This is a genomic window from Acidobacteriota bacterium (assembly GCA_039030395.1).
Lineage (GTDB): Bacteria > Acidobacteriota > Thermoanaerobaculia > Multivoradales > JBCCEF01 > JBCCEF01.
This window is the reverse complement of record JBCCEF010000001.1, coordinates 142198-161330: the sequence shown is the minus strand read 5'-3', so window position 1 is coordinate 161330 and position 19133 is coordinate 142198. Positions and strand designations below refer to the sequence as shown.

The 19133-nt window shown below is 65.8% G+C and carries 17 protein-coding genes; 11 read left to right on the top strand and 6 right to left on the bottom strand.

Translation table 11 applies throughout. The features are described 5' to 3' along the window. Positions 1-22 precede the first annotated feature (22 nt). The 5 genes from AAF481_00580 to mscL all read left to right on the top strand — a co-directional run bounded on the left by AAF481_00580 (position 23) and on the right by mscL (position 8501). Complete coding sequence (locus AAF481_00580) at positions 23-2125, top strand: M3 family metallopeptidase (GenBank protein ID MEM7479640.1); 2103 nt, start codon at positions 23-25, stop codon at positions 2123-2125. 222 nt (positions 2126-2347) lie between these two features. Next, positions 2348-3838, top strand: a complete 1491-nt coding sequence (locus tag AAF481_00575) for a hypothetical protein (GenBank protein MEM7479639.1) — start codon at positions 2348-2350, stop codon at positions 3836-3838. A gap of 264 nt (positions 3839-4102) precedes the next feature. Next, entirely contained in the window at positions 4103-6730 is a 2628-nt protein-coding gene (locus tag AAF481_00570) for a M14 family metallopeptidase (GenBank protein MEM7479638.1), read from the top strand. A gap of 133 nt (positions 6731-6863) precedes the next feature. After that, complete coding sequence (locus AAF481_00565) at positions 6864-7835, top strand: DUF4388 domain-containing protein (GenBank protein ID MEM7479637.1); 972 nt, start codon at positions 6864-6866, stop codon at positions 7833-7835. Between the two features lie 234 nt (positions 7836-8069). Then, complete coding sequence (gene mscL, locus AAF481_00560; GenBank protein ID MEM7479636.1) at positions 8070-8501, top strand: large conductance mechanosensitive channel protein MscL; 432 nt, start codon at positions 8070-8072, stop codon at positions 8499-8501. A gap of 209 nt (positions 8502-8710) precedes the next feature. Here the strand turns inward: mscL and AAF481_00555 are convergent, their stop codons facing one another. The 4 genes from AAF481_00555 to AAF481_00540 form a co-directional block, all read right to left on the bottom strand. After that, entirely contained in the window at positions 8711-9901 is a 1191-nt protein-coding gene (locus AAF481_00555) for a S53 family peptidase (protein ID MEM7479635.1), read from the bottom strand. Beyond that, positions 9891-10622: a DUF5715 family protein gene (locus AAF481_00550; GenBank protein MEM7479634.1), complete on the bottom strand. Its 732-nt coding sequence runs from the start codon at positions 10620-10622 to the stop codon at positions 9891-9893. The genes AAF481_00555 and AAF481_00550 overlap by 11 nt, the downstream gene beginning before the upstream one ends. Positions 10623-10742: 120 nt before the next feature. Next, entirely contained in the window at positions 10743-11090 is a 348-nt protein-coding gene (locus tag AAF481_00545; GenBank protein MEM7479633.1) for a hypothetical protein, read from the bottom strand. Next, positions 11087-11950: an alpha/beta hydrolase gene (locus AAF481_00540; protein MEM7479632.1), complete on the bottom strand. Its 864-nt coding sequence runs from the start codon at positions 11948-11950 to the stop codon at positions 11087-11089. The genes AAF481_00545 and AAF481_00540 overlap by 4 nt, the downstream gene beginning before the upstream one ends. A 169-nt stretch (positions 11951-12119) precedes the next feature. Here AAF481_00540 and AAF481_00535 point away from each other — a divergent pair, with 169 nt between their 5' ends. The 5 genes from AAF481_00535 (at position 12120) to AAF481_00515 (ending at position 16814) form a co-directional block, all read left to right on the top strand. Further along, positions 12120-12599 carry a hypothetical protein gene (locus tag AAF481_00535; GenBank protein ID MEM7479631.1) on the top strand — a complete coding sequence of 160 codons (480 nt, stop codon included), beginning with the start codon at positions 12120-12122 and terminating at the stop codon, positions 12597-12599. Positions 12600-12616: 17 nt separating this feature from the next. Beyond that, positions 12617-13540 (top strand): DMT family transporter, encoded by a 924-nt coding sequence (locus AAF481_00530; GenBank protein ID MEM7479630.1) that lies wholly within the window; start codon positions 12617-12619, stop codon positions 13538-13540. A 105-nt stretch (positions 13541-13645) separates the two neighbouring features. Further along, the gene (gene hflK, locus AAF481_00525) at positions 13646-14680 is read left to right on the top strand and encodes an FtsH protease activity modulator HflK (GenBank protein ID MEM7479629.1); all 1035 of its coding nucleotides are present in this window, start codon (positions 13646-13648) and stop codon (positions 14678-14680) included. Beyond that, entirely contained in the window at positions 14680-15618 is a 939-nt protein-coding gene (gene hflC / locus AAF481_00520) for a protease modulator HflC (GenBank protein ID MEM7479628.1), read from the top strand. The genes hflK and hflC overlap by 1 nt, the downstream gene beginning before the upstream one ends. Beyond that, a complete protein-coding gene (locus AAF481_00515) occupies positions 15615-16814 on the top strand; it encodes a NupC/NupG family nucleoside CNT transporter (protein ID MEM7479627.1) in 1200 nt (399 codons plus the stop codon). Before hflC ends, AAF481_00515 begins: the two co-directional genes overlap by 4 nt. 3 nt (positions 16815-16817) lie before the next feature. On the opposite strand, the gene AAF481_00510 is transcribed toward AAF481_00515, so the two are convergent. Beyond that, positions 16818-17966: a Fic family protein gene (locus AAF481_00510; GenBank protein ID MEM7479626.1), complete on the bottom strand. Its 1149-nt coding sequence runs from the start codon at positions 17964-17966 to the stop codon at positions 16818-16820. Between the two features lie 124 nt (positions 17967-18090). Here AAF481_00510 and AAF481_00505 point away from each other — a divergent pair, with 124 nt between their 5' ends. Beyond that, positions 18091-18594, top strand: a complete 504-nt coding sequence (locus AAF481_00505; protein MEM7479625.1) for a hypothetical protein — start codon at positions 18091-18093, stop codon at positions 18592-18594. Between the two features lie 7 nt (positions 18595-18601). On the opposite strand, the gene AAF481_00500 is transcribed toward AAF481_00505, so the two are convergent. After that, positions 18602-19099, bottom strand: coding sequence for a DinB family protein (locus tag AAF481_00500; protein ID MEM7479624.1), 498 nt, complete (start codon positions 19097-19099; stop codon positions 18602-18604). Between the last annotated feature and the right edge of the window lie 34 nt (positions 19100-19133).

Here is a 19133-nt window from a genome sequence, read left to right as displayed (position 1 = left end):
GCTACGGCAGGCGGACCTGGGGATGGAGGACGGTGTGGACGGAAATGCGAACGAGACGGTGGCGGCGAAGAATCCGCTGCTCCAGGAGTGGAGCGGACCCTACGGCGGCGTGCCGGCCTTCGATCGGGTGGAGATCGCGGACTTCGAGCCGGCCATCGAGGTGGCGATGGCCGAAAACCTGGCGGAGATCGACGCCATTGCGTCGAGTCCTGAGCCTCCGACCTTCGAGAACACCATCGTCGCCCTCGAACAAACCGGCGACAGCCTCGGTCGGGTGGGCACCTACTTCGGAGTCTGGCGTTCGAACCTGTCGTCGCCGGAGTTCCGCCAGGTCGCTAGCCGGCTGGCGCCGAAGTTCTCCGAGCACCGCACCAAGATCATCCAAAACGAAGCCCTCTTCCAGCGCGTCGAGGCGGTGTACGAGGGCGAGGCGATGGCCGAACTGCGGCCGGATCAGCAGCGCGTGGTGGAGTTGACCTACAACCGCTTCGCGCGCAACGGCGCGACCCTCGAAGGTGCCGCCAAGGAGCGCTTCGCGGAAATCCAACTGGAGCTGTCGAAACTGCACACGGCCTTCGCCGACCACGTCCTGGGAGATGAAGAGAAATACGTCCTCTACCTCGATGAAAGCCAGCTTGGCGGATTGTCAGAGTCCTTCGTAGCGGCGGCCGCGGCGGCGGCGAGGGAGCGCGGCGAGGAAGGGCGCTACGCCATTCTGAACACTCGTTCGTCGATGGATCCGTTCCTCACCTATTCCACCGAGAGGGATCTGCGGGAGAAGGTCTGGCGCACCTACTACAGCCGCGGCGACAACGGTGACGAGAACGACAACAACCGGCTGATCGCCGACATCCTGCGCCTGCGGGACGAGCGGGTGGAACTCCTGGGCTACGACAACTACGCCCAGTGGCGCCTCGAAGACCGCATGGCGAAAACGCCGGAGCGGGCGATGGAGCTTCTTGAAGCGGTGTGGCCGGCGGCCTTGGCGCGGGTCGAAGAAGAGGTCGCCGCGATGCAGCAGATCGCCGACCGCGAGGGCGCCGGCATCACCATCGAGCCGTGGGACTACCGCTTCTACGCCGAAAAGGTGCGCCAGGAGCGCTACGACCTGGATTCCGACGAGGTCAAGCAGTACTTGCAGCTCGACAAGCTGCGCGACGCCATGTTCTTCGTCGCCGGTGAACTCTTCGGCTTCGACTTTACGCCCGTACCGGAGAACGCTGGCCCCGAAGGGCAAGTGCCGGTGTTCCATCCGGACGTCAAGGTGTGGGTGGTCAGCGACCGCGATTCCGGCGAACTGATCGGCCTCTGGTACCTCGATCCCTTTGCCCGCCAGGGCAAGCGCTCCGGCGCCTGGGCCTCGAGCTACCGCGGCCACGAGACCTTCAACGGCGAGAAGACGGTGCTCTCCTCCAACAACTCGAACTTCATCCAGGGCGCTCCGGGGGAGCCGGTGCTGCTGTCCTGGTCCGACGCCGAGACCTACTTCCACGAGTTCGGACACGCTCTCCACTCATTGTCCTCGACGGTGGCCTATCCCACCTTGAACAGCGGCGTGCGGGACTACACGGAATTCCAGTCCCAGCTCTTGGAACGCTGGCTGTTGACGGACCCGGTGATCGAGAACTACCTGGTCCACTACCAGACCGGAGAGCCGATCCCCGACCAGTTGGTGGCCAAGGTCAAGAAGGCGGCGACCTTCAACCAGGGCTTCCAGACCACCGAGTACCTGGCCTCGGCGCTGGTCGATTTGGCGTACCACACGACGGATCCCGCGGGGATCGACGCGGACGCCTTCGAGCGCGCCACCCTGGAGCGCTTGAACATGCCGGCGGAGATCGTCATGCGGCACCGCTCGCCGCACTTCGGGCACATCTTCTCCGGCGAGGGCTACTCCGCCGGCTACTACGGCTACATGTGGGCTGACGTCCTCACCTCCGACGCGGCGGAGGCCTTCAAGGAGGCGCCCGGCGGCTTCTACGATGCCGGAGTGGCGGAGAAGCTCGTCGAATACCTGTTCGCCGTCCGCAATGCCATCGATCCGGCGGACGCCTACCGCCAATTCCGCGGCCGGGATGCCCGCATCGAGGCGCTGATGCGCGATCGGGGTTTTCCGGTGCGTTAGTTCGAAGGGGGCTGGGCGCCCGCGCGGGACCGCCCTCTAGCCTCCAAGAAGTGTCTCTTTGTCCTTTGTTGCTCTGGGTGGAAGTTCGCCTCGTTTTGGCGCTTCGCGGTGCTCACCCGTGCGCCGACGAGCCATCCGAATCGCTCGCTCCTGCGAAAGAACTGCTGTAAGGTGCGCCTTGCGCCCGCCGCAGTTCTTGCTGGCATGCAAAGATTCCGAATGATGGCTACCCACTGTCTCGCTCTCTGGACATCACCGAGTCGCCTCGTGCGGTCGAGCGTCTTGGTGTTGGCTGTCGTCTGGGTAGCGGGCTGTTCCCCGTGGGCGGCTCCGGAGCCGGATCTTTCGGCCATCTACGGCCGGGCGGCGCGCCATGCCTCGCCGCTGCGCAATCCGGTGGTGGTCATCCCCGGCCTCACCGGATCGCGCCTCGAAGACCGGGTGACGGGCCGGCCGGTGTGGGGCACCATCGGCGGCGATTGGGCGAGCGGTGACGACCCTGAGGGGATGCGCCTCTCCGCCCTGCCAATGGCCGAGGGGGTGCCCTTCGCGGAACTGCGCGACGAGGTGGAGGCGGTAGGCGTGCTCGACCGGGTAGAGATCAAGTTCCTCGGCCTACCGCTCGAATTCAAGGCTTACCACCACATTCTCGAAGCACTTGGGGTCGGAGGGTACCGGGACATCGACGGCGCCCTGGACGTGCTGGACTACGGCGAAGGACACTTCACCTGCTTCCAGTTCCCCTACGACTGGCGCCGCAGCAACGTCGAGACGGCGCGCCGGTTCGAGGAGTTCCTGGCTGAGACCCGGCTCCAGGTGCAGGCGGAGATCGAGGCGCGCTACGGCATTGCCGATGCGGAGGTCAAGTTCGACCTGGTGGCTCACTCGATGGGCGCCGTCATGGCCCGCTACTTTCTGCGCTACGGCGGCGCGCCGCTGCCGGAGGACGGCAGCCTTCCGCCGCTGACCTGGGCCGGTGCCGAGTGGGTGGAGCGGGCGGTGATGGTGGCGCCGCCCAACGCCGGTGCCGTGGGAGCCCTGGAACAGCTATTGAACGGGCGCAAGTTCGCGCCTCTCATCCCGCGCTACCGAGCGGCCGTGCTGGGCACCTACCCTTCCGGCTACGAACTCTTGCCGCGCAGCCGCTTCGGATCGGTGAGGGTGGACGGTGAGGCGGTGGCGGATCTGTTCGACGTCGAGCTTTGGCAACGCGAGGGTTGGGGCCTGGCGGACCCGCGCGAGGCGGACGTGCTCGAGGCCATCCTGCCGCAGGTGCCGGAGCCGGAGGTTCGCCGGCGCATCGCCCTCGATCACCTGCGCCGCTCTCTGGACTCGGCCCGGGCGTTCACCGAAGCCCTCGATCGCCCGGCGCGGCCGCCGGCGGGGGTGGAGTTGCTGCTGATCGCCGGCGACGCCGAAGCCACCGCCCGTACCGTCGAAGTGACGCGACCCAGCGAACTCAAAACCGTCGCCTACGGCCCGGGCGACGGCAAGGTGCTGCGGTCGAGTGCCCTGATGGACGAGCGCGAGGCCGGCCCCTGGAGTCCGCGCTTGATTTCCCCGATCCACTGGGAAGACACCCTTTTCCTGTTCGAGAGCCACCTGCGGATCACCAAAGACGCGGCCTTCACGGACAATCTTCTCTACTGGCTGCTCGAAGAACCGCGGCCCGGCGACCCCATGCGCCTGCCGCGGGACGATTCCCGGCACTGATCCGGAGTGCGATCAGGCCCAGGCAGGAGGCCGCTGAACGCGCCCTTACTGTGATGCGCCCCCTGCGACCGAGCCCAAAGGGCGAGGCGGCGCCGTAGGTGCCGAGGATGAGGTGAGGCCGAAAACATTGGTGTTTTCGGGTGAGGGGGTGCCCAGCCCCCTGAGGAATGAGCTAGCAGGGCTGCTGAAAGAATAGGCCTGCGGCCTATTTTCAGCTGCCCTGCTAGCATCGCCGCCGACGATTTTCACTTCAGGGGATTCACCATGTCTCGATTCGCCAGGCCGGTCGCGGCCTTTTGCCTCACCGGCTTTGCCGCCTTCTGCGGCCACCTGCCGTCCTTTGCCACGCCCGCGAAGGCCGTGGCGCCGCAGGTTGTCTCCCTGGCCCACTACCTGCCGGCCGGAGTGGAGTACGACCCGGAGATTCCGCCGCCGGCCGAGATTCTCGGCTGGGAGGTCGGCACCTGGCACGTGACGCCCGAGGCCCTGGTTCGATATATGGAGGTGCTCGCGTCGCGTTCGGACCGGGTGCGCATCGACCTCCAGGGGCGCACTCACGAGGGGCGGCCGCAGGTGCTGGTCACCCTCACCTCGGCGGCGAACCAGGACCGGCTGGAAGAGATCCGCACCGCCCGGTTGGCCGCCGACGGACCGCCTGAAGGGGCGCCGGCGGTGGTGTGGTTGGGCTACAGCATCCACGGCAACGAGGCCAGCGGCTCCAACGCTTCGCTCCTGACCGCCTACCACCTGGCGGCGGCCCGCGGGCCGGAGATTGAAGCCCTGCTCGACGAGGTGGTGGTGTTGATCGATCCCTGCCTCAACCCCGACGGCCTCGGCCGCTTCGCCACCTGGGCCAACATGCACCGCGGCCGGCAACCGGTGGGGCGGGGCATCCACCGCGAGCACAACGAGGTTTGGCCCGGCGGCCGCACCAACCACTATTGGTTCGATTTGAACCGCGACTGGCTGCTCCTCCAGCACCCGGAGTCGGTCCACCGGGTGAAGACCCTGTGGCGCTGGCGACCGGACCTGTCCGGCGATTACCACGAGATGGGTTCGGACCAGACCTACTTCTTCCAGCCCGGTGTGCCCAGTCGCCAGAACCCGTTGACCCCGGATCGCAACCTGCAGTTGACCCGCGAGATCGCGGCCTTTCACGCCGAGGCTCTAGATGCGGAGGGCCGGCTGTATTTCTCCGAGGAGACGTTTGACGATTTCTATCCCGGCAAGGGCTCGACCTATCCGGATCTGGTAGGCGGCCTCGGCGTGTTGTTCGAACAGGCGAGCGTGCGCGGCCATCGCCGGGACACTGAGAACGGCACGCTGACCTTTCCCTTCGCCGTCCACAATCAGTTTTTGACTTCCCTGTCGATGATCGATGCGGGGCGGGCCAAGCGCGAGGCGCTGCACGAGTACCGGCGGGAGTTTGATCGCGGCAGCCGGGCGGCGGCCAGCCGCGACGCCCTCGGCGGCTATGTCTTCGGCGATGGCGGCGATCCGGCCCGGGCGTGGCACCTGGTGGAGATCCTGGAGGGGCACGGCATCGAGGTCTATCGGCTGGCGCGAGGGATCGAGGTGGGGGGCGACCGCTTCGCACCCGAAAGCGCTTTCCTGGTGCCGGTGGAGCAGGACCGCTACCGGCTGATCAAGGCGCTGTTTGAGAAACGCACCGCCTTCGAGGACTCCACCTTCTACGACATCTCCGCCTGGACCTTGCCGCTCGCTTTCGGGCTGCCGGAGGCGGGCCTCGGGCGTCGGGTGTGGGCGAAGAACTTGCTCGGGGAGGCGGTGACTTCGAGCGCCCTGAAAGCGGCGTCGAAAGCACCGGTGGCGGCGTCCAGCCCCTATGCCTACCTGATCGATTGGTCCGGCTACTACGCGCCGGCGGCGGTCTACGCCCTGCAGCGCGGCGGCTACCGGCCACGGGTGGCGAAGCGCCCGTTCGAGGCGGAGACCCCCGATGGCCGCCGCGCCTTCGCCGCCGGCACGGTGGTGGTGCCGACGGCCGGCGCCAGTCCGGCCCTCACCGAACACATGCGCCGATTCGCCCGGGAGGGCGGAGTCGCCATCCACCCGGTGGCGTCCGGGTTGACCCCGAACGGCATCGATCTCGGCAGTCCGCAGTCGCGCCCCTTGAAAACCCCGAAGCCGCTGCTGCTGGTGGGTCCCGGCGTTTCGGGCTATGCCGCGGGGGAGATTTGGCACCTCCTGGACCACCGGATGGGGATCGAACTTCCGCTGGTGGAGGTGGAGCGGCTGCGCAACCTGGATCTCGACCGCTTCACCCATCTGCTGATGGTTGACGGCGAATACGGAAGGATCGACGAGGACACCCTGGCGGCGATCCTGCGCTGGGTGCGCCGCGGCGGGGTGGTGGTGGCGTCCGGCCGCGCCGCCGCCTGGGCCGGCGACTCCCTCCTCACCCTGGAGACCGAAGGACTGAGCGGTGAGACCGGCGGCGGGGACGAGGACTCCCGCTGGCGGGCCTACGCCGAGTTTGACCAGGAGCGCCAGGCGGAGCGCATCTCCGGAGCGATCTTCGAGACGGAGCTGGATCTCACCCACCCGTTGGTCTTCGGCTACCGCGCCAGCCGCCTGCCGGTGTTTCGCAGCGGCACGGCGGTGCTCGAAGCGGGAAGCGACCCCTACGCCGCGCCGGTGCGCTACACCTCGGATCCGCTACTTGCCGGCTATGCCTCCGAGGAGCGCCAGCGCCAGCTCGCCGGGACCCCGGCGCTGGTCGCTCAGCGGGTGGGGCGCGGCACCGTCGTCCGCCTGGCCGGCCGAGCGAACTTCCGGGGCTTCTGGTTCGGTACCAACAAGCTGTACCTGAACGCCCTGTTCTTCGCTCCGCTGTTGGACGCCACCGAGCCGCCGGAGCGCTGGCGGTAGGGTCGCCGGCGCCGGTTCGATATCCCTTGAGCACTTTCTTTTTGGCCGCTATCATCTGCCGTAAAAATCTTCAATTATGTTGAATTTTTGATTCTTAATCTTGCTGAAAAGCACTCTTCCCGGGACGGATGACATGAGCCTCTCAGGTCGACTCGAAGACATCACTCTGCCTCATTTTCTCCAGGTCATCGCTTCTCACCGCCTGTCCGGAAAGCTCTCCGTCCGCCTAGCGGAGGGCTTCGGACTGCTGGTGCTGCGCCACGGGCAGGTGATCTACGGAGCGACTCACTCGGCGCGGGAGGCCTTCGGGTCCATCCTGCTGATGCGCCGATTGATCGATCGCTCCACCCTGGAGGAAGCGTTGGTCCGTCAGAGTCAGTCACCGGAAGAGATCCGCTTGGGCACCGTTTTGGTCGAGATGGCAGCGATTGACGAAGAGACCGTCCGATCGGTGCTGCGGGAACAGATCGAGAAGGTGCTGGAGGAGATGTTCGGGTGGCGGCGCGGGGTGTTCAAGTTCGAGTCGATGGACATTCCGGCGCGCGGTGAGGTGGCGGTGGATGTGGTCGACTTTCTGGTGCGCGAGGGGTTGCCCACGGACGAACTGGTCGACCAGGCCTTGGCGCGAATCGATGAGATGAAGGATCAGGCGCATCGCGCGACCTTGGGCAAGATCTTGGAGGATACCCCTCCGCCGGAGGTGACCGGCGAGCTGGTTTCGCGGCTGTTGGTGGCGGGTCGCGAACTGTGCGACAGCGTTCTTTTGCTCGAGCGGGCCGGTCGGGAGCTGCGAGGCGTCGGGCATTCTGGCCTGCCCAACGGCGATCTTTGGGTGCGCGATTTGCGGATCTCCCTCGATGAACTTTCGGTCTTCGCCCGGGTGGTGGCGGACGGCCGCCCGGAACGGGGTGAAGTGGGCCTTCCGCGGGACCTCGCCGGGCCGCTCGGCGAAGAGCGGCTGGACGCTCTGGTCGTGCCGCTCATGCTGCGCAGCCGTCCGGCGCTGGTCTTTTTGGGCTATGGACTCGCTACCACCGACGATGCCGAGACGTTGTCCGAGGCCCTCTCCGCCGCCTTGGATTCGACGGCCCACGCCGGTTCCTGATGCGCCTTCCTGCTCCGTCGGGATCGTCGCCGGAGGCTGGTAGTCTGCAGGCGCTCTACGACCACTAGCCGGCGGTGATGGAGGTGCCGCTTTCAACGCCGGAGACCCACACCGTCGACGGGGCGGTGCGGGTCGAAGTGGACGATCTGGATACCGTCCTCGCGCTGGCTCTGGTCTTGAACTTCTAGCAGGGTTTGCCGTCAACAACCCCCGCGCAGCGGGAAGGAGATTGGAATGTCATTGATGAGTGAGTTCAAGGAGTTTGCGGTGAAGGGAAACGCCATCGACATGGCCGTCGGCATCATCATCGGCGGTGCCTTTGGCAAGATCGTCAGCTCGCTGGTGAACGACGTCATCATGCCGCCCATCGGCAAGATGCTCGGCGGCGTGGATTTCAGCAGTCTGTTCATCAACCTGGGGGACGAGAACTACGAATCTCTGGCGGCCGCCACCGAAGCCGGCGCGCCGACCATCAATTACGGCATGTTTCTGCAAACGATCTTCGATTTCGCGATCATCGCCTTCGTGATTTTCATGATGGTGCGGGCGATGAACAAGGCTCGCCGCCAGGAAGAAGAGGCACCGGAAGAGCCGCCGAAGCCGTCCGAAGAGGTAGTGCTGCTGCGGGAGATCCGCGACAACCTGGCTGGAGATTCTGCCGAGTAGCCGCTTCGCGGATTCTCTCGGCAGTCTTCCGGCTTTCTTTCTCAGGGGGGCTGGGCGCCCCCCTCGCGCCGCGAAATTCTTCTCGGCGTTCACCCCCGTCCCCGGCAGGCGAAGGTTCATTCCGCCCGCCGCCTCGTCCTGCAGGCTCCGGCGCGATTTGGTACAAGGGTTCGATGCTCGGTCAGTGCACTGGCGGGTACAACTGACTTTCAGGGGTGTTGCTGGAGATCTTCGCGCAGGGCCTCGAGCAGGCGTTCGCCATGCGGACTGCCCCAGCCGGTGACCGGATCCCAGCCATCGCTGGCTTGAAACTCGCCGTTGGTGCCGGCGATGACGTCCCGGAAAAGGGTGGGGTCCGCCGCCGCCAGGCGATAGATGCGCGGGTTCAAGTGCCCGAGGCGGGTGCCGAGGGCCTGATTGAGGCGGGTGATCAGGGCTGCCCAAAGCGGAGTGGCGGCGCTGGTACCGGCGGAGCCTAGGGTCTCGCCGCCGGCGAAGAAGGTCGAACCGAAACGCTGGTCGGCGAGGCCGGCGACATCCGGTACGCCGCGCCCCCGCGGGCCGAGGGCGTCGCCGATCACGCCCTGCTGCCAGGTCGGCCGGTCGAAGGCGCGCGATGCGCCGCCGCCGCTGGCATAGGAGTGGCCCGCCAGGCGAATGTTCCAGCTCGATTCGCTGGAACCGTCGAGGGTCGTTCCGCCGCAGGCCAAGGCGTAGGGGCTACTGGCGGGAAACTGGACCCAGTCGGCGCCGGGGAAGCGGCCTTCGCCGGCCTTCGGCGTGTCGCCCTCGGCCGGATCTCCGGACCCCGTGTCACCGGAAGAAGCGCACAGGGTGATGCCGCGACTGCGGGCCAGATCGAACAGTTCGCGGGCACCCACCATGATCTCTTGGAGCTCGGCGGAGTCCGCCAGCTTCCGCGGCTCCGGCCAACCCCAGGAGATGGACAGCACCGACGGTCGGTTCACGCTGTCGTGGACTGCCGTCAGCAGGGTGTAATAGAGGCCCGCCGGCTGGCGCGCCGGCGCGAAGTACACCACTACCCGGGCGCCCGGTGCGAAGGCCGCGGCGAGCTGCACGTCCATGGTCGTTTCGAGGGTGGCAAGGGCGTCGAGCTGGGTTGGCACCTGCTCGGCGCGTAAGGCTTTCGCGAGGGCCGCGAGGTCGGCCATCGAGGACGGGCGGTTTGCGCCCCGGCCGTCCGGGCTGGGGACACCGACGTCGATCAGCTCGGGCATCGGCCGGTCGATCGAGCGAAACATCGCTTCGATGTCCGACCGGTGATAGCCGCCGGCCATGGCGATGATGCCGAGGGTTTCGCCGCTGCCGTCGAAGTCCTTCGGGAAGGCGTACCTCCGGCTCAGTTCGGCGACGGAAAGGTGCTGGGATTCAGTCTTCAACGGGCAGGGCTAGGGTTTGGCCCGGATAGATCCGGTTGGAGGACAGGCCGTTGACCTGCCGCAAGGCGTCGATCTCTACCCGGTGGCGGCGGGCGATGCTCCACAGGGTGTCGCCGGACGCCACCCGGATCTCGCCGCCCCGGCCGGATTTCAGCCGCTCGACGTATCGCCTGTAGGGCTTGGGAAAGACGGCCAGGTGATAGTGCGGCGGGAACCGCTCACGGCTGGCCTCCAGAACTCGCGAGCCCTCCAGCGAGAGCAGGGTCTTTTCGAGCCAGTTGCGGCAGGAACTGCGGCGGCTGCGGCGCAGATCGAGGGCCATTCCCGTCGGGTGGACGCTGTGGATCGACGAGTTCCAGGGGGTGTGGCTGCGCGGTCGGGTGAGGCTGGTGACCACCAGCTTCTCGCCGCAGGCGGAACGGTATTGGCGCGACAGGCGCTCGATGAAGAGCCGTACCTCCGGTCGCGCGAAGGGGAAGGACACGCCGTCTAGCGAGTAATGGGCGTTGCCCGGTACCGGCACCAACCAGCCACGGTCGACGAAGCGGGCGACGTGGGCCGGATTCTTCAGAAAGGTGAAGTCGTGCTGGCGCGCCTGGAGGTTCTGTCGGTTGAGGGAATTGCGCGACGGCTTGAGGCTTTGGGCCTGGGTGAGAAGCGGCAGCAGGCTCGCCGCAAGCAGCAGCAGGAGGGTGAGGATCGAGCGTCGGGAGCGTTGCATCGGAGTCGTACCTTCTCAGGCTCGGTCAGGGGGATGAGCAAGCCGGCCGCGGAAGGACGACTCTCAAGGTTCGGAGCTGTGGGCAAAGAGTATAGCCGACGCGGCTTTTCGTGCCCAAGGTCATCGCTGGCAGCAGATGGTGGTCATCGGCAGGGTGGCCGGATCGTAGCCCTCCCGATGATCCGCCGCCGTCGCTTCGAGGGTTTCCAACTCCCACAAGCGATCGAGGCGAAAGGTGCGCCAGCCGAGAGGCTGGCCGGAGGAGCTGTGGCCTTCCGTCTGGTAGATCAGCGCCAGCTCGGCTCCGGCGTGACTGACGCCGTGGGCCCACGGTTCGCCCACTCGATAGCCGCCCTTGTAGTGAAATCGTAGGGTCTTGCGCTGCCGAATCGCCGCGCACAGGGTGGCGTTGAGGGCGTTGCTGCCATTCTCCGTGCCGCTGCCGGCGCTGTCGAACCTGCCGGTCACGAAGGCTCGAGGGCCGGCAGTTGCTGGTCCCGGAAGCGCTGGAGCTGGCGCAGGTAGTCACGGCCGCCGCGCACGGCGACGTCCCGGTGCCCGGCCTTCGGCACTAGGTAGAGCTGTTTCGGCGCCCGGGCTCGCTCGTAGAGTTCCAGACCCACCTGCGAGGGGATCACCCGGTCCCGCAAACCGTGGATGAACAGCTTGGGCAGATCGAGGGAGGCCACTTTGTCGGCGCTCCGGAACTGGTTGCGGGCCACCCAGGCGGGCAGTTTCGGAAAGCGCAGGCGGGCCATCGAGCGAATGTCCGTGAAGGTGGACTGCACCACCAGGCCGGCCGCCGGCCGCGCCTGGGCGCAGTCGATGGCGACGGCGCCGCCGAGGGAGTTCCCGAACAGCAGAATGCGCTCCGCCGGCTGGCCGAGGTCGCTGGTCAGGTAGTCCCAGGCGGCCCGAACGTCCAGGAACAGGCCCTTCTCGCTCGGCGTGCCGGCGCTCAGGCCGTAGCCGCGATAGTCGAAGAGAAAGATGTTCAGGCGCAGCGGTCGCAGCCGCTCCAGGAGCGGGATCTGGTCGCCGATGGTGCTGCTGTTGCCGTGGCAGAAGAGCACCGTGCCGCGGGCCTTGGGGTGTGCGACCCACCAGCCGTGTAGACGTCTCTGGTCGGCCGTCTCGAACCAGTGATCTTCGGCCCGCCGGCCGAATGGGGCTGGCCGGGACAGGTCTTCCGGGAAAGGCCGGGGCGCGAATACCTGGCTCGCTTGAAACCGGTGGCGCAGCACGCCGAGCAAGCCGATGCCGGCGCCGAGGGCGAGGGACGGAACGACGAGCCGTTCCGAGGTCTTGCGAGGAGGAGTTTGATTCATATCGCTTTTGTTTTGATGCACGGTGCGTTCCGACGAGCGCCGTCGGCCGCACCGAGAACCCACCTTCTACGGGTTATACGGAAGGAGGAGGCAAAATGACTTATCGCATCTTTCAAATCCTTTCATGTTTCGCCGGATGGGCTCACCGCCACTGCTACCATCGCGCCCCATGACACCCTCCCGCTCACGCTATCTCCTCGCCGGCGCCGCCTACGCGATCATCGGCTCCTCGGTCATGGCCTTGACCGCTTTTTCTCCCGGCCTGGCGGCACCAGAGCGCCGCGCCGATCTGATGCACTTGCTCGTCGCTCTGCCGTTCTTTCTGCTCTTTGCCGCCGCTATCGTCTGGGGGCACCGGGCGGTCGCGGCGCTGGTTCGGCTGTTCGGCGCCGCGGCGGAGCGTGCGGAACGCATTGGATTCCACGTGCGGGAGAAGCTCGTCATGGTGCTCGCCGTGACTTCCCTCGGGCGGATTTTCGTGTTCATCTCGAACGGCCTGGGCTACCGGCCCCGCTGGCTCGACGGCTCCCTTCGCTTGGCCGAAACGGAGCCCGCCGGCCGCATGCTGCTGGCAGCGGCCCTGATGGCCCTGCTGGTCGCCGCCCTGGTTTGGGCGGCTTGGGTGCCCTTCCTGGCCCGGCGCCGCTAATCCGAACCGCTTTTGCCATGAGCACTGCCCGCGGCGCTCCATTCGGGACTTCTGGGAGGACGTTTTTCTCGTCCGGTGCTGGGCTCATGGTGGCCAGCGCCTTTTGGTTCAGCGTGATGAGCGCCCTGGTGAAGCTGGCCGGTGAGCGCTTGCCGAGCCAGGAGATCGTGCTGGCCCGGGCCGTCGTGTCGCTGGTGCTTTCCTGGGGCCTGCTGCGTCGGGCGGGAGTGTCGCCGTGGGGCCGAGAGCCGCGCTGGCTGCTGCTGCGGGGCTTTTTCGGCTTCGTGGGTCTCACCTGCGTCTATTTCGCGGTCACCCGCTTGCCGCTGGCCGAAGCCACCGTTATCCAGTACCTCCACCCGGTGCTCACGGCGCTGCTGGCAGCGCTTTTCCTGAGCGAGATGGTGGCCGCCTCGCTGGTCCTTTCCCTCGCCCTGAGTCTGGTCGGTGTTCTGCTGGTGGCGCGGCCGGCGGCGATCTTCGGCGGCGCGGCGGCGGAACTCGATCCGCTGGGCCTGGCCGCGGCCTTCGGCGGTGCCCTGTTCAGCGCCATTGCCTACGTGCTGGTGCGTCGCTTGAGTTCCAGCGAGCACACCCTCGTTATCATCTTCTACTTCCCGCTGGTGACGGTGCCTCTGGCCCTGCCGTGGGTGCTGACGCACGGGCTTTGGCCGCGCGGTTGGGAATGGCTGGTGCTGTTGGGCGTGGGCATCGCCACGCAGCTCGCCCAGGTCTACCTCACCCGCGGCATCCAGTTGCTGCCGGCCGGCCGGGCCACCTCGCTGTCGTACCTGCAGGTGGCCTTCGCCGGCATCTGGGGCCTGGCGCTGTTTGGCGAAGTGCCGGACCTGTGGTTCGCCGCCGGCGCACTGCTGGTGCTCGCCGGCGCCCTGGTGTCGGCTCGGGCGGAAGCGAAGGAGCGGCGCGCCGCCGCCGGTTGAGGGACGGTTTTCGGGTCCCTTGGCCGGTCGGCTCACCGCTCGCCGGGTCGACCGCTCGTCAGCATCTTGCCTCAATCCGAGGTCTCCGGTACGCTGCGGGCGCTCATGACTCAATTCAATGGTGGTTCCGGCAGCGGCCCCGGGGATTCGGTTCTCGATTTCCCGGCTCTCGAACAGCGCCTGAAACGGATGCGCAACAACCTTCCCGGGCGCGCGATTCTCCTCGCCATCTTGATTTTGGCGATCCTGTTGACTTCGGTGTACACCGTCGACCCGGAAGAGGTCGGCGTTGTGATGCGCTTCGGCCAGTATGTGCGCACCGCGGAGCCGGGCCTCAACTTCAAGGCGCCGCTGCCGCTGGAGCGGGTGATCAAAGTGCCGATCGAGCGGCAGCTCAAGGCCGAGTTCGGCTACCGCACGGAGCGTGCCGGCGTTCGTAGCCAGTACTCCGCCAGCACCTCTCTGAAGGCCGAATCCTTGATGCTCACCGGTGACCTCAACATCGCCGACGTCGAGTGGGTGGTGCAGTACCGCATTGTCGACCCGGCGAAGTACCTCTTCCGGGTGCGCAATGTCGAGGCTACCTTCCGAGCGATGAGCGAGGCGGTGATGCGCGAGGTGGTGGGGGACCGCACCGTCAACGAGGTGATCACCTTCGGTCGCGAGGAACTCGCCGGCCTGGTGGAGGCGAAGCTCCAGGAACTCTGTGAACAGTACGAGACCGGCCTCAAGGTGGAGCAGGTGGTGCTGCAGAACGTCAAGCCGCCGGAGCCGGTGCAGCCCTCCTTCAACGAGGTCAACCAGGCCGAACAAGAGAAAGAAGAAAAGATCAATACCGCCGAGAGCGAGTACAACCGCGAAGTGCCGCGGGCGCGCGGCGAAGCGCAGCAGACCATCGAGCAGGCGGAGGGTTACGCCATCAATCGGGTCAACCGCGCGGAGGGCGACGCCAATCGCTTCGAGGCGCTCTACGGCGAGTACCGCAAGGCGCCGGATGTGACCCGTACCCGCCTCTACCTGGAGACCCTCGGGGAGGTGCTGCCGAAGGCCGGCCGCACGGTGGTGGTGGACGAGGAGATCGAGGGGTTGCTGCCGCTCTTGAGTCTCAACCAAACCACCGTGCCGGGAGGGCAGGGCTGATGGGTCGTCCGATTCTGATTGTCGTCGCCATCGTGCTGCTCGTCGGCATCGCCAACAGCGTCTTCATCATCAACGAAGCGGAACAGGCGATCATCACCCAGCTCGGCAAGCCGGTGGGGGACCCCATCGTCACCCCGGGCCTCAAGATCAAGCTCCCCTTCTTCCAAAAGGTCAACCGCTTCGACAAGCGGTTTCTCGAATGGGACGGCGAGGTCAACCAGCTTCCCACCCGCGACAAGCGCTTGATCCTGGTGGACACCTATGCCCGCTGGCGGATCACCGACCCGCTGCTCTATTTTCAGCGGCTGGGCAGTGAGCGCCGGGCGCAAACCCGTCTGGACGACATCTTGGACGGCGAAACCCGCAACGCCATCGCCAACCACAATCTGGTGGAGGTGGTGCGTACCAGCAACCGGGAGGCGGTGCAGGATGAGTCGGCGCCGGTGCTGGACGCCGTGCTCGACCGCATCGAGGCCGGTCGGGATCAGATTCGCCAGGAGATCCTGGCCGCCGCCCAGGGCCGCACCGGCGACCTTGGCATCGAGATCCTGGACGTGCGCTTGAAGCGCATCAACTACATCGAAGACGTGCGCCTCAAGGTCTACGACCGGATGATCTCCGAACGCAAGCGGATCGCCGCTCTCTATCTCTCCGAGGGCGACGGCGAGGCTTCGCGCATCCGCGGCGAAAAAGAGCGCGAACTGAAAACCATCCAGTCCGAGGCCTACCGCCAGGCCCAGGAAATCCGCGGCCGGGCCGACGCCTCGGCGACGGAGATCTACGCCCGGGCCTACAACCAGTCGCGCGAGGCGCGGGAGTTTTACGAGTTCCTGCAGTCGATGGAGACCTTCGTCGGCACCGTCGATGACGACACCTCGCTGCTGCTGTCAACGGACGGCGATTTTTACCGCTACCTCAAGGGAGCGGGCTCCCCGTGATCGCCATCCTCGGCATTCTGGTGATGCTCGGCATCGCCTGGTCGATTTCCGTCAACCGACGGGCGGTGCGCTGGCGGATCGTACTGGTCGGTACGGCGGTGCAGTTCGTCTTCGCGGTGCTGATTCTGAAAACCTGGGCCGGCAAGCGGCTGTTCGAGCTGGCGACGGAATATGTCACCGCCTTCCTCGATTTTTCGGACGCTGGCTCACGGTTCATCTTTGGCGATGGCTTCCAGGAGCACTTCTTCGCCTTCAAAGTGCTGCCCACGATCATCTTTTTTTCGAGCGTCATCACGGTGCTCTACCACCTGGGCATCATCCAGAAGGTGGTGCAACTCTTTGCCCGGGTGATGATGAAGCTGCTGGGCACCTCCGGCGCCGAGACGTTGTCGGTCTCCGCCAACATCTTCGTCGGCCAAACGGAAGCGCCGCTCCTCATTCGCCCCTACGTCGGGTCGATGACCAAGTCCGAGCTGATGGCGGTCATGACCGGTGGATTCGCCACCATCGCCGGTGGCGTTCTCGCCGCCTATGTCGGCATGGGAGTCTCCGCCGGGCACCTGATCGCCGCCAGCGTGATGTCCGCCCCGGCGGCCCTGGTGATGGCGAAGATCATCTTCCCGGAGACTGAAGAGAGCCTTACCGCCGGCGACGTCAAGGTCGAAGTGGAACGCCCCTGGGCCAACGTCATCGACGCCGCCGCCGAAGGCGCCGGCTCGGGCCTCAAGCTGGCCCTCAACATCGGCGCCATGCTGTTGGCCTTCCTGGCCTTGATCGCCATGGTCAACGCCATCATCGGCCGCGTCGGCGCCCTTTTCGGCTATCCGGACCTCAGCCTGGAGTTGATCCTCGGCGTGGTGCTCCGGCCCCTCGCCTTCGTCATGGGCGTGCCCTGGGAAGAGACCGTTGAGGTGGGCTCCCTGATCGGCGTCAAGACCGTCGCCAACGAATTCATCGCCTTCGTCCAACTCCAGGACATGATGGGCGAGAACGCCCTCTCCGAACGCTCGCAGATCATCGCCACCTACGCGCTGTGTGGCTTTTCCAACTTCTCTTCCATCGCCATCCAGATCGGCGGCATCGGCGGCATCGCTCCGGAGCGCAAGCAGGACCTCGCCCGCATCGGTCTACGGGCGATGGTGGCCGGCTCCCTCGCCTGCTTCCAGACGGCGACCATTGCGGGATTGCTGCTGTAGGGCCTAGCCCTCCGGGTAGTGCTGGAAGTCGTTCCGATCCTGCGTCAGCAATCGCAGCAACTTGCCGTGGAGAAAGAGCTTCTCTCGGCCCGCCTTCTGCTCCCTGAGCACCCCTATCTCCGCTAGTTCCTTCAGGTACCTCGAGGCGGCTTGACGCTCGACGATGCCGGCCTCGACGATATTCGTGATCCGGCAGTAGGGCTGCTCGAAGAGAACGTCGATCAACTCGCGGCTGTAGATCTTGGGCTGGTTTAGGCGGACATAGTGCGCCGTTTCGTCGGCGAGGTCGCGGATGGCGGCGATTTTGGTGTTCGTCCAGGAGGCCGTCTCTTCCACCCCTCGCAAGATGAAAAGGATCCACTCTTGCCATGCGCGGTCGCGGGTCACGGCGAGCAGTAAACGGTTGTAATCCTCTCGATGAGCGATGATGTAGCGGCTCAGATAGAGCACCGGCATCGGTAGCAGGCCTGCTTCCACCAGGAAGAGGCTGTTGAGAATCCGGCCGGTGCGGCCGTTGCCATCGGTAAAGGGATGAATGGCTTCGAATTGGTAATGTGCGGCGGCCATTCGAACGAGGGGATCGAGGTGAGTCGCCTCATGAAGAAAGCGTTCCCAATCCGCTAGCATCCGGCGGAGGCGAGCTTCGCCTGTCGGTGGGGTGTAGATGACCTCGCCCGTTGCTGAATTGGCGAGAGCAGTTCCCGGCACCTTTCGAACGGTCATTTCGACGTCCTTGATGCGGCTGCAGACGGCTTCGGCCGTCCTGGTCGTCAAGGGTCGGTCTTTTAGCGTCTCGAACCCTTCCAAGAGGGCATGCCGATAGCGCAATGCTTCCTTCGTTGCGGGATCTGCGGTGCCCTCGGACCGCAGATGTTCAAACAGGCGGTCTGCCGTGGTGACGATGTGTTCGATCTTGGAACTCGCCTGAGCTTCCAACAGTGGCAGCGTGTTAGCGAGCATCGACGGATTGGGAATAAGCTCCGCCACTTGTTTGAGCTGAGCGAGCGCCGCACGCGCCGGAATACAGGCCTTGAGCACTGCCTGATTCTCAAGCCCCATTCGCGGTCGAAGGGGCGGAAGGTCGTCGAACGGCTGGTCAGGATGCCAGACCGTTGGCGACAACGTGTCGTCGTTTTCAGTCTTCCGAGACATGTTTGCAGAATATGTCGCAATGGACGACACGTCAAGAAAATGTGTCGCAGAAATAAAATTTCGGCGACATGTCCTGGGCGCTCGATGGCAGCAGCACTAGGCCTGACCTGCCAGAATGGACTCCATGGGCGAGGTCCTGCGCAGCATCTTGATCGGCACGTTCGGCCTCAGCGTGGCCTTCGTGGCGGCCTGTGTGTTGACCGCGACTCGGCGGTTCGGGGTGATCCCGGAGCAGTCCCGGCGGCGCCGGGTGCAACGCGGGTTCCGGTTCGCCGTTCTGGTGCAGGGGGTGCATTTCTTGGAGGAACTGGCGACCGGTTTTCACCTTCGCTTCCCCGAGTTCCTCGGCCTGGCGCCGTGGCCCACCGGATTCTTCGTGGTTTTCAACCTGGCGTGGATCGGGATCTGGCTGGTGGCGTCCGTGGCGTTGCCGTCCGGCGCCCGCTGGGTGTTCGTTCCCCTCTGGTTCTTCATCCTCGGGATGGTGATCAACCTGATCGCCCATCCGCTCCTTGCGGTGCGCGCCGGAGGCTATTTCCCCGGCCTCTTCACGGCGCTGCCGGTGGGGATCGTCGGCGTGACGCTGCTGGCGCTGGTGGTCCGCAGTACGCGGGTCGGCACGCCGTAGTGGCGGCTCACTCTTCCGCCAGCAAACGCTCGATCTGGCGCCGGTGCCGCAGGATGTGGACGATGGCGTGTTCGAGCATCTGCTCCGGATGGTAGGTCGGTCCCCAGCGTGAGGAAAACTCGAGCGCTTCGATCTCTTCGTCGGTCATTTGCCAGCGGCCTTCGAGGGTCTTTGTCAGGTAGGAGTGGACCGTCTGCATCTGCTCAGTGATGGCGGTTCTCGGGAAGAGGGGAACGTCGACTCGTCCTCCCTCGACTCCGAAGGCCAATCGCAGGTGGTTCGAATGGCCGTAGCCGGCCTGTACGACGTGCTGTGCCACCCGCTGGATCGATGCGAACTGGTTGTCGCTAGCGACTCGCGGCGCCACGTATTCCTCGTCCGTCAACGCCAGGATCCGTTGAGCGAAGTCGTTTGAGGCGCGCTCGAATTCGTCGCACAGGGCACCGAAGGTGCCGGTGCGAAATTCTCCTCTGCGTTGAGAGGTGTAGCCGGAGGGTTGGTTCATGGCGTCCGTCCTGTAACTTTCAGTGAGTTGTCCT

Coding starts and splice junctions, on each gene's coding strand:
- AAF481_00580 (MEM7479640.1), top strand. CDS start 23: ATGGAGGACGGTGTGGACGGAAATGCGAACGAGACGGTGGCGGCGAAG.
- AAF481_00575 (MEM7479639.1), top strand. CDS start 2,348: ATGGCTACCCACTGTCTCGCTCTCTGGACATCACCGAGTCGCCTCGTG.
- AAF481_00570 (MEM7479638.1), top strand. CDS start 4,103: ATGTCTCGATTCGCCAGGCCGGTCGCGGCCTTTTGCCTCACCGGCTTT.
- AAF481_00565 (MEM7479637.1), top strand. CDS start 6,864: ATGAGCCTCTCAGGTCGACTCGAAGACATCACTCTGCCTCATTTTCTC.
- mscL (MEM7479636.1), top strand. CDS start 8,070: ATGTCATTGATGAGTGAGTTCAAGGAGTTTGCGGTGAAGGGAAACGCC.
- AAF481_00550 (MEM7479634.1), bottom strand. CDS start 10,622: ATGCAACGCTCCCGACGCTCGATCCTCACCCTCCTGCTGCTGCTTGCG.
- AAF481_00540 (MEM7479632.1), bottom strand. CDS start 11,950: ATGAATCAAACTCCTCCTCGCAAGACCTCGGAACGGCTCGTCGTTCCG.
- AAF481_00535 (MEM7479631.1), top strand. CDS start 12,120: ATGACACCCTCCCGCTCACGCTATCTCCTCGCCGGCGCCGCCTACGCG.
- AAF481_00530 (MEM7479630.1), top strand. CDS start 12,617: ATGAGCACTGCCCGCGGCGCTCCATTCGGGACTTCTGGGAGGACGTTT.
- hflK (MEM7479629.1), top strand. CDS start 13,646: ATGACTCAATTCAATGGTGGTTCCGGCAGCGGCCCCGGGGATTCGGTT.
- hflC (MEM7479628.1), top strand. CDS start 14,680: ATGGGTCGTCCGATTCTGATTGTCGTCGCCATCGTGCTGCTCGTCGGC.
- AAF481_00510 (MEM7479626.1), bottom strand. CDS start 17,966: ATGTCTCGGAAGACTGAAAACGACGACACGTTGTCGCCAACGGTCTGG.
- AAF481_00505 (MEM7479625.1), top strand. CDS start 18,091: ATGGGCGAGGTCCTGCGCAGCATCTTGATCGGCACGTTCGGCCTCAGC.
- AAF481_00500 (MEM7479624.1), bottom strand. CDS start 19,099: ATGAACCAACCCTCCGGCTACACCTCTCAACGCAGAGGAGAATTTCGC.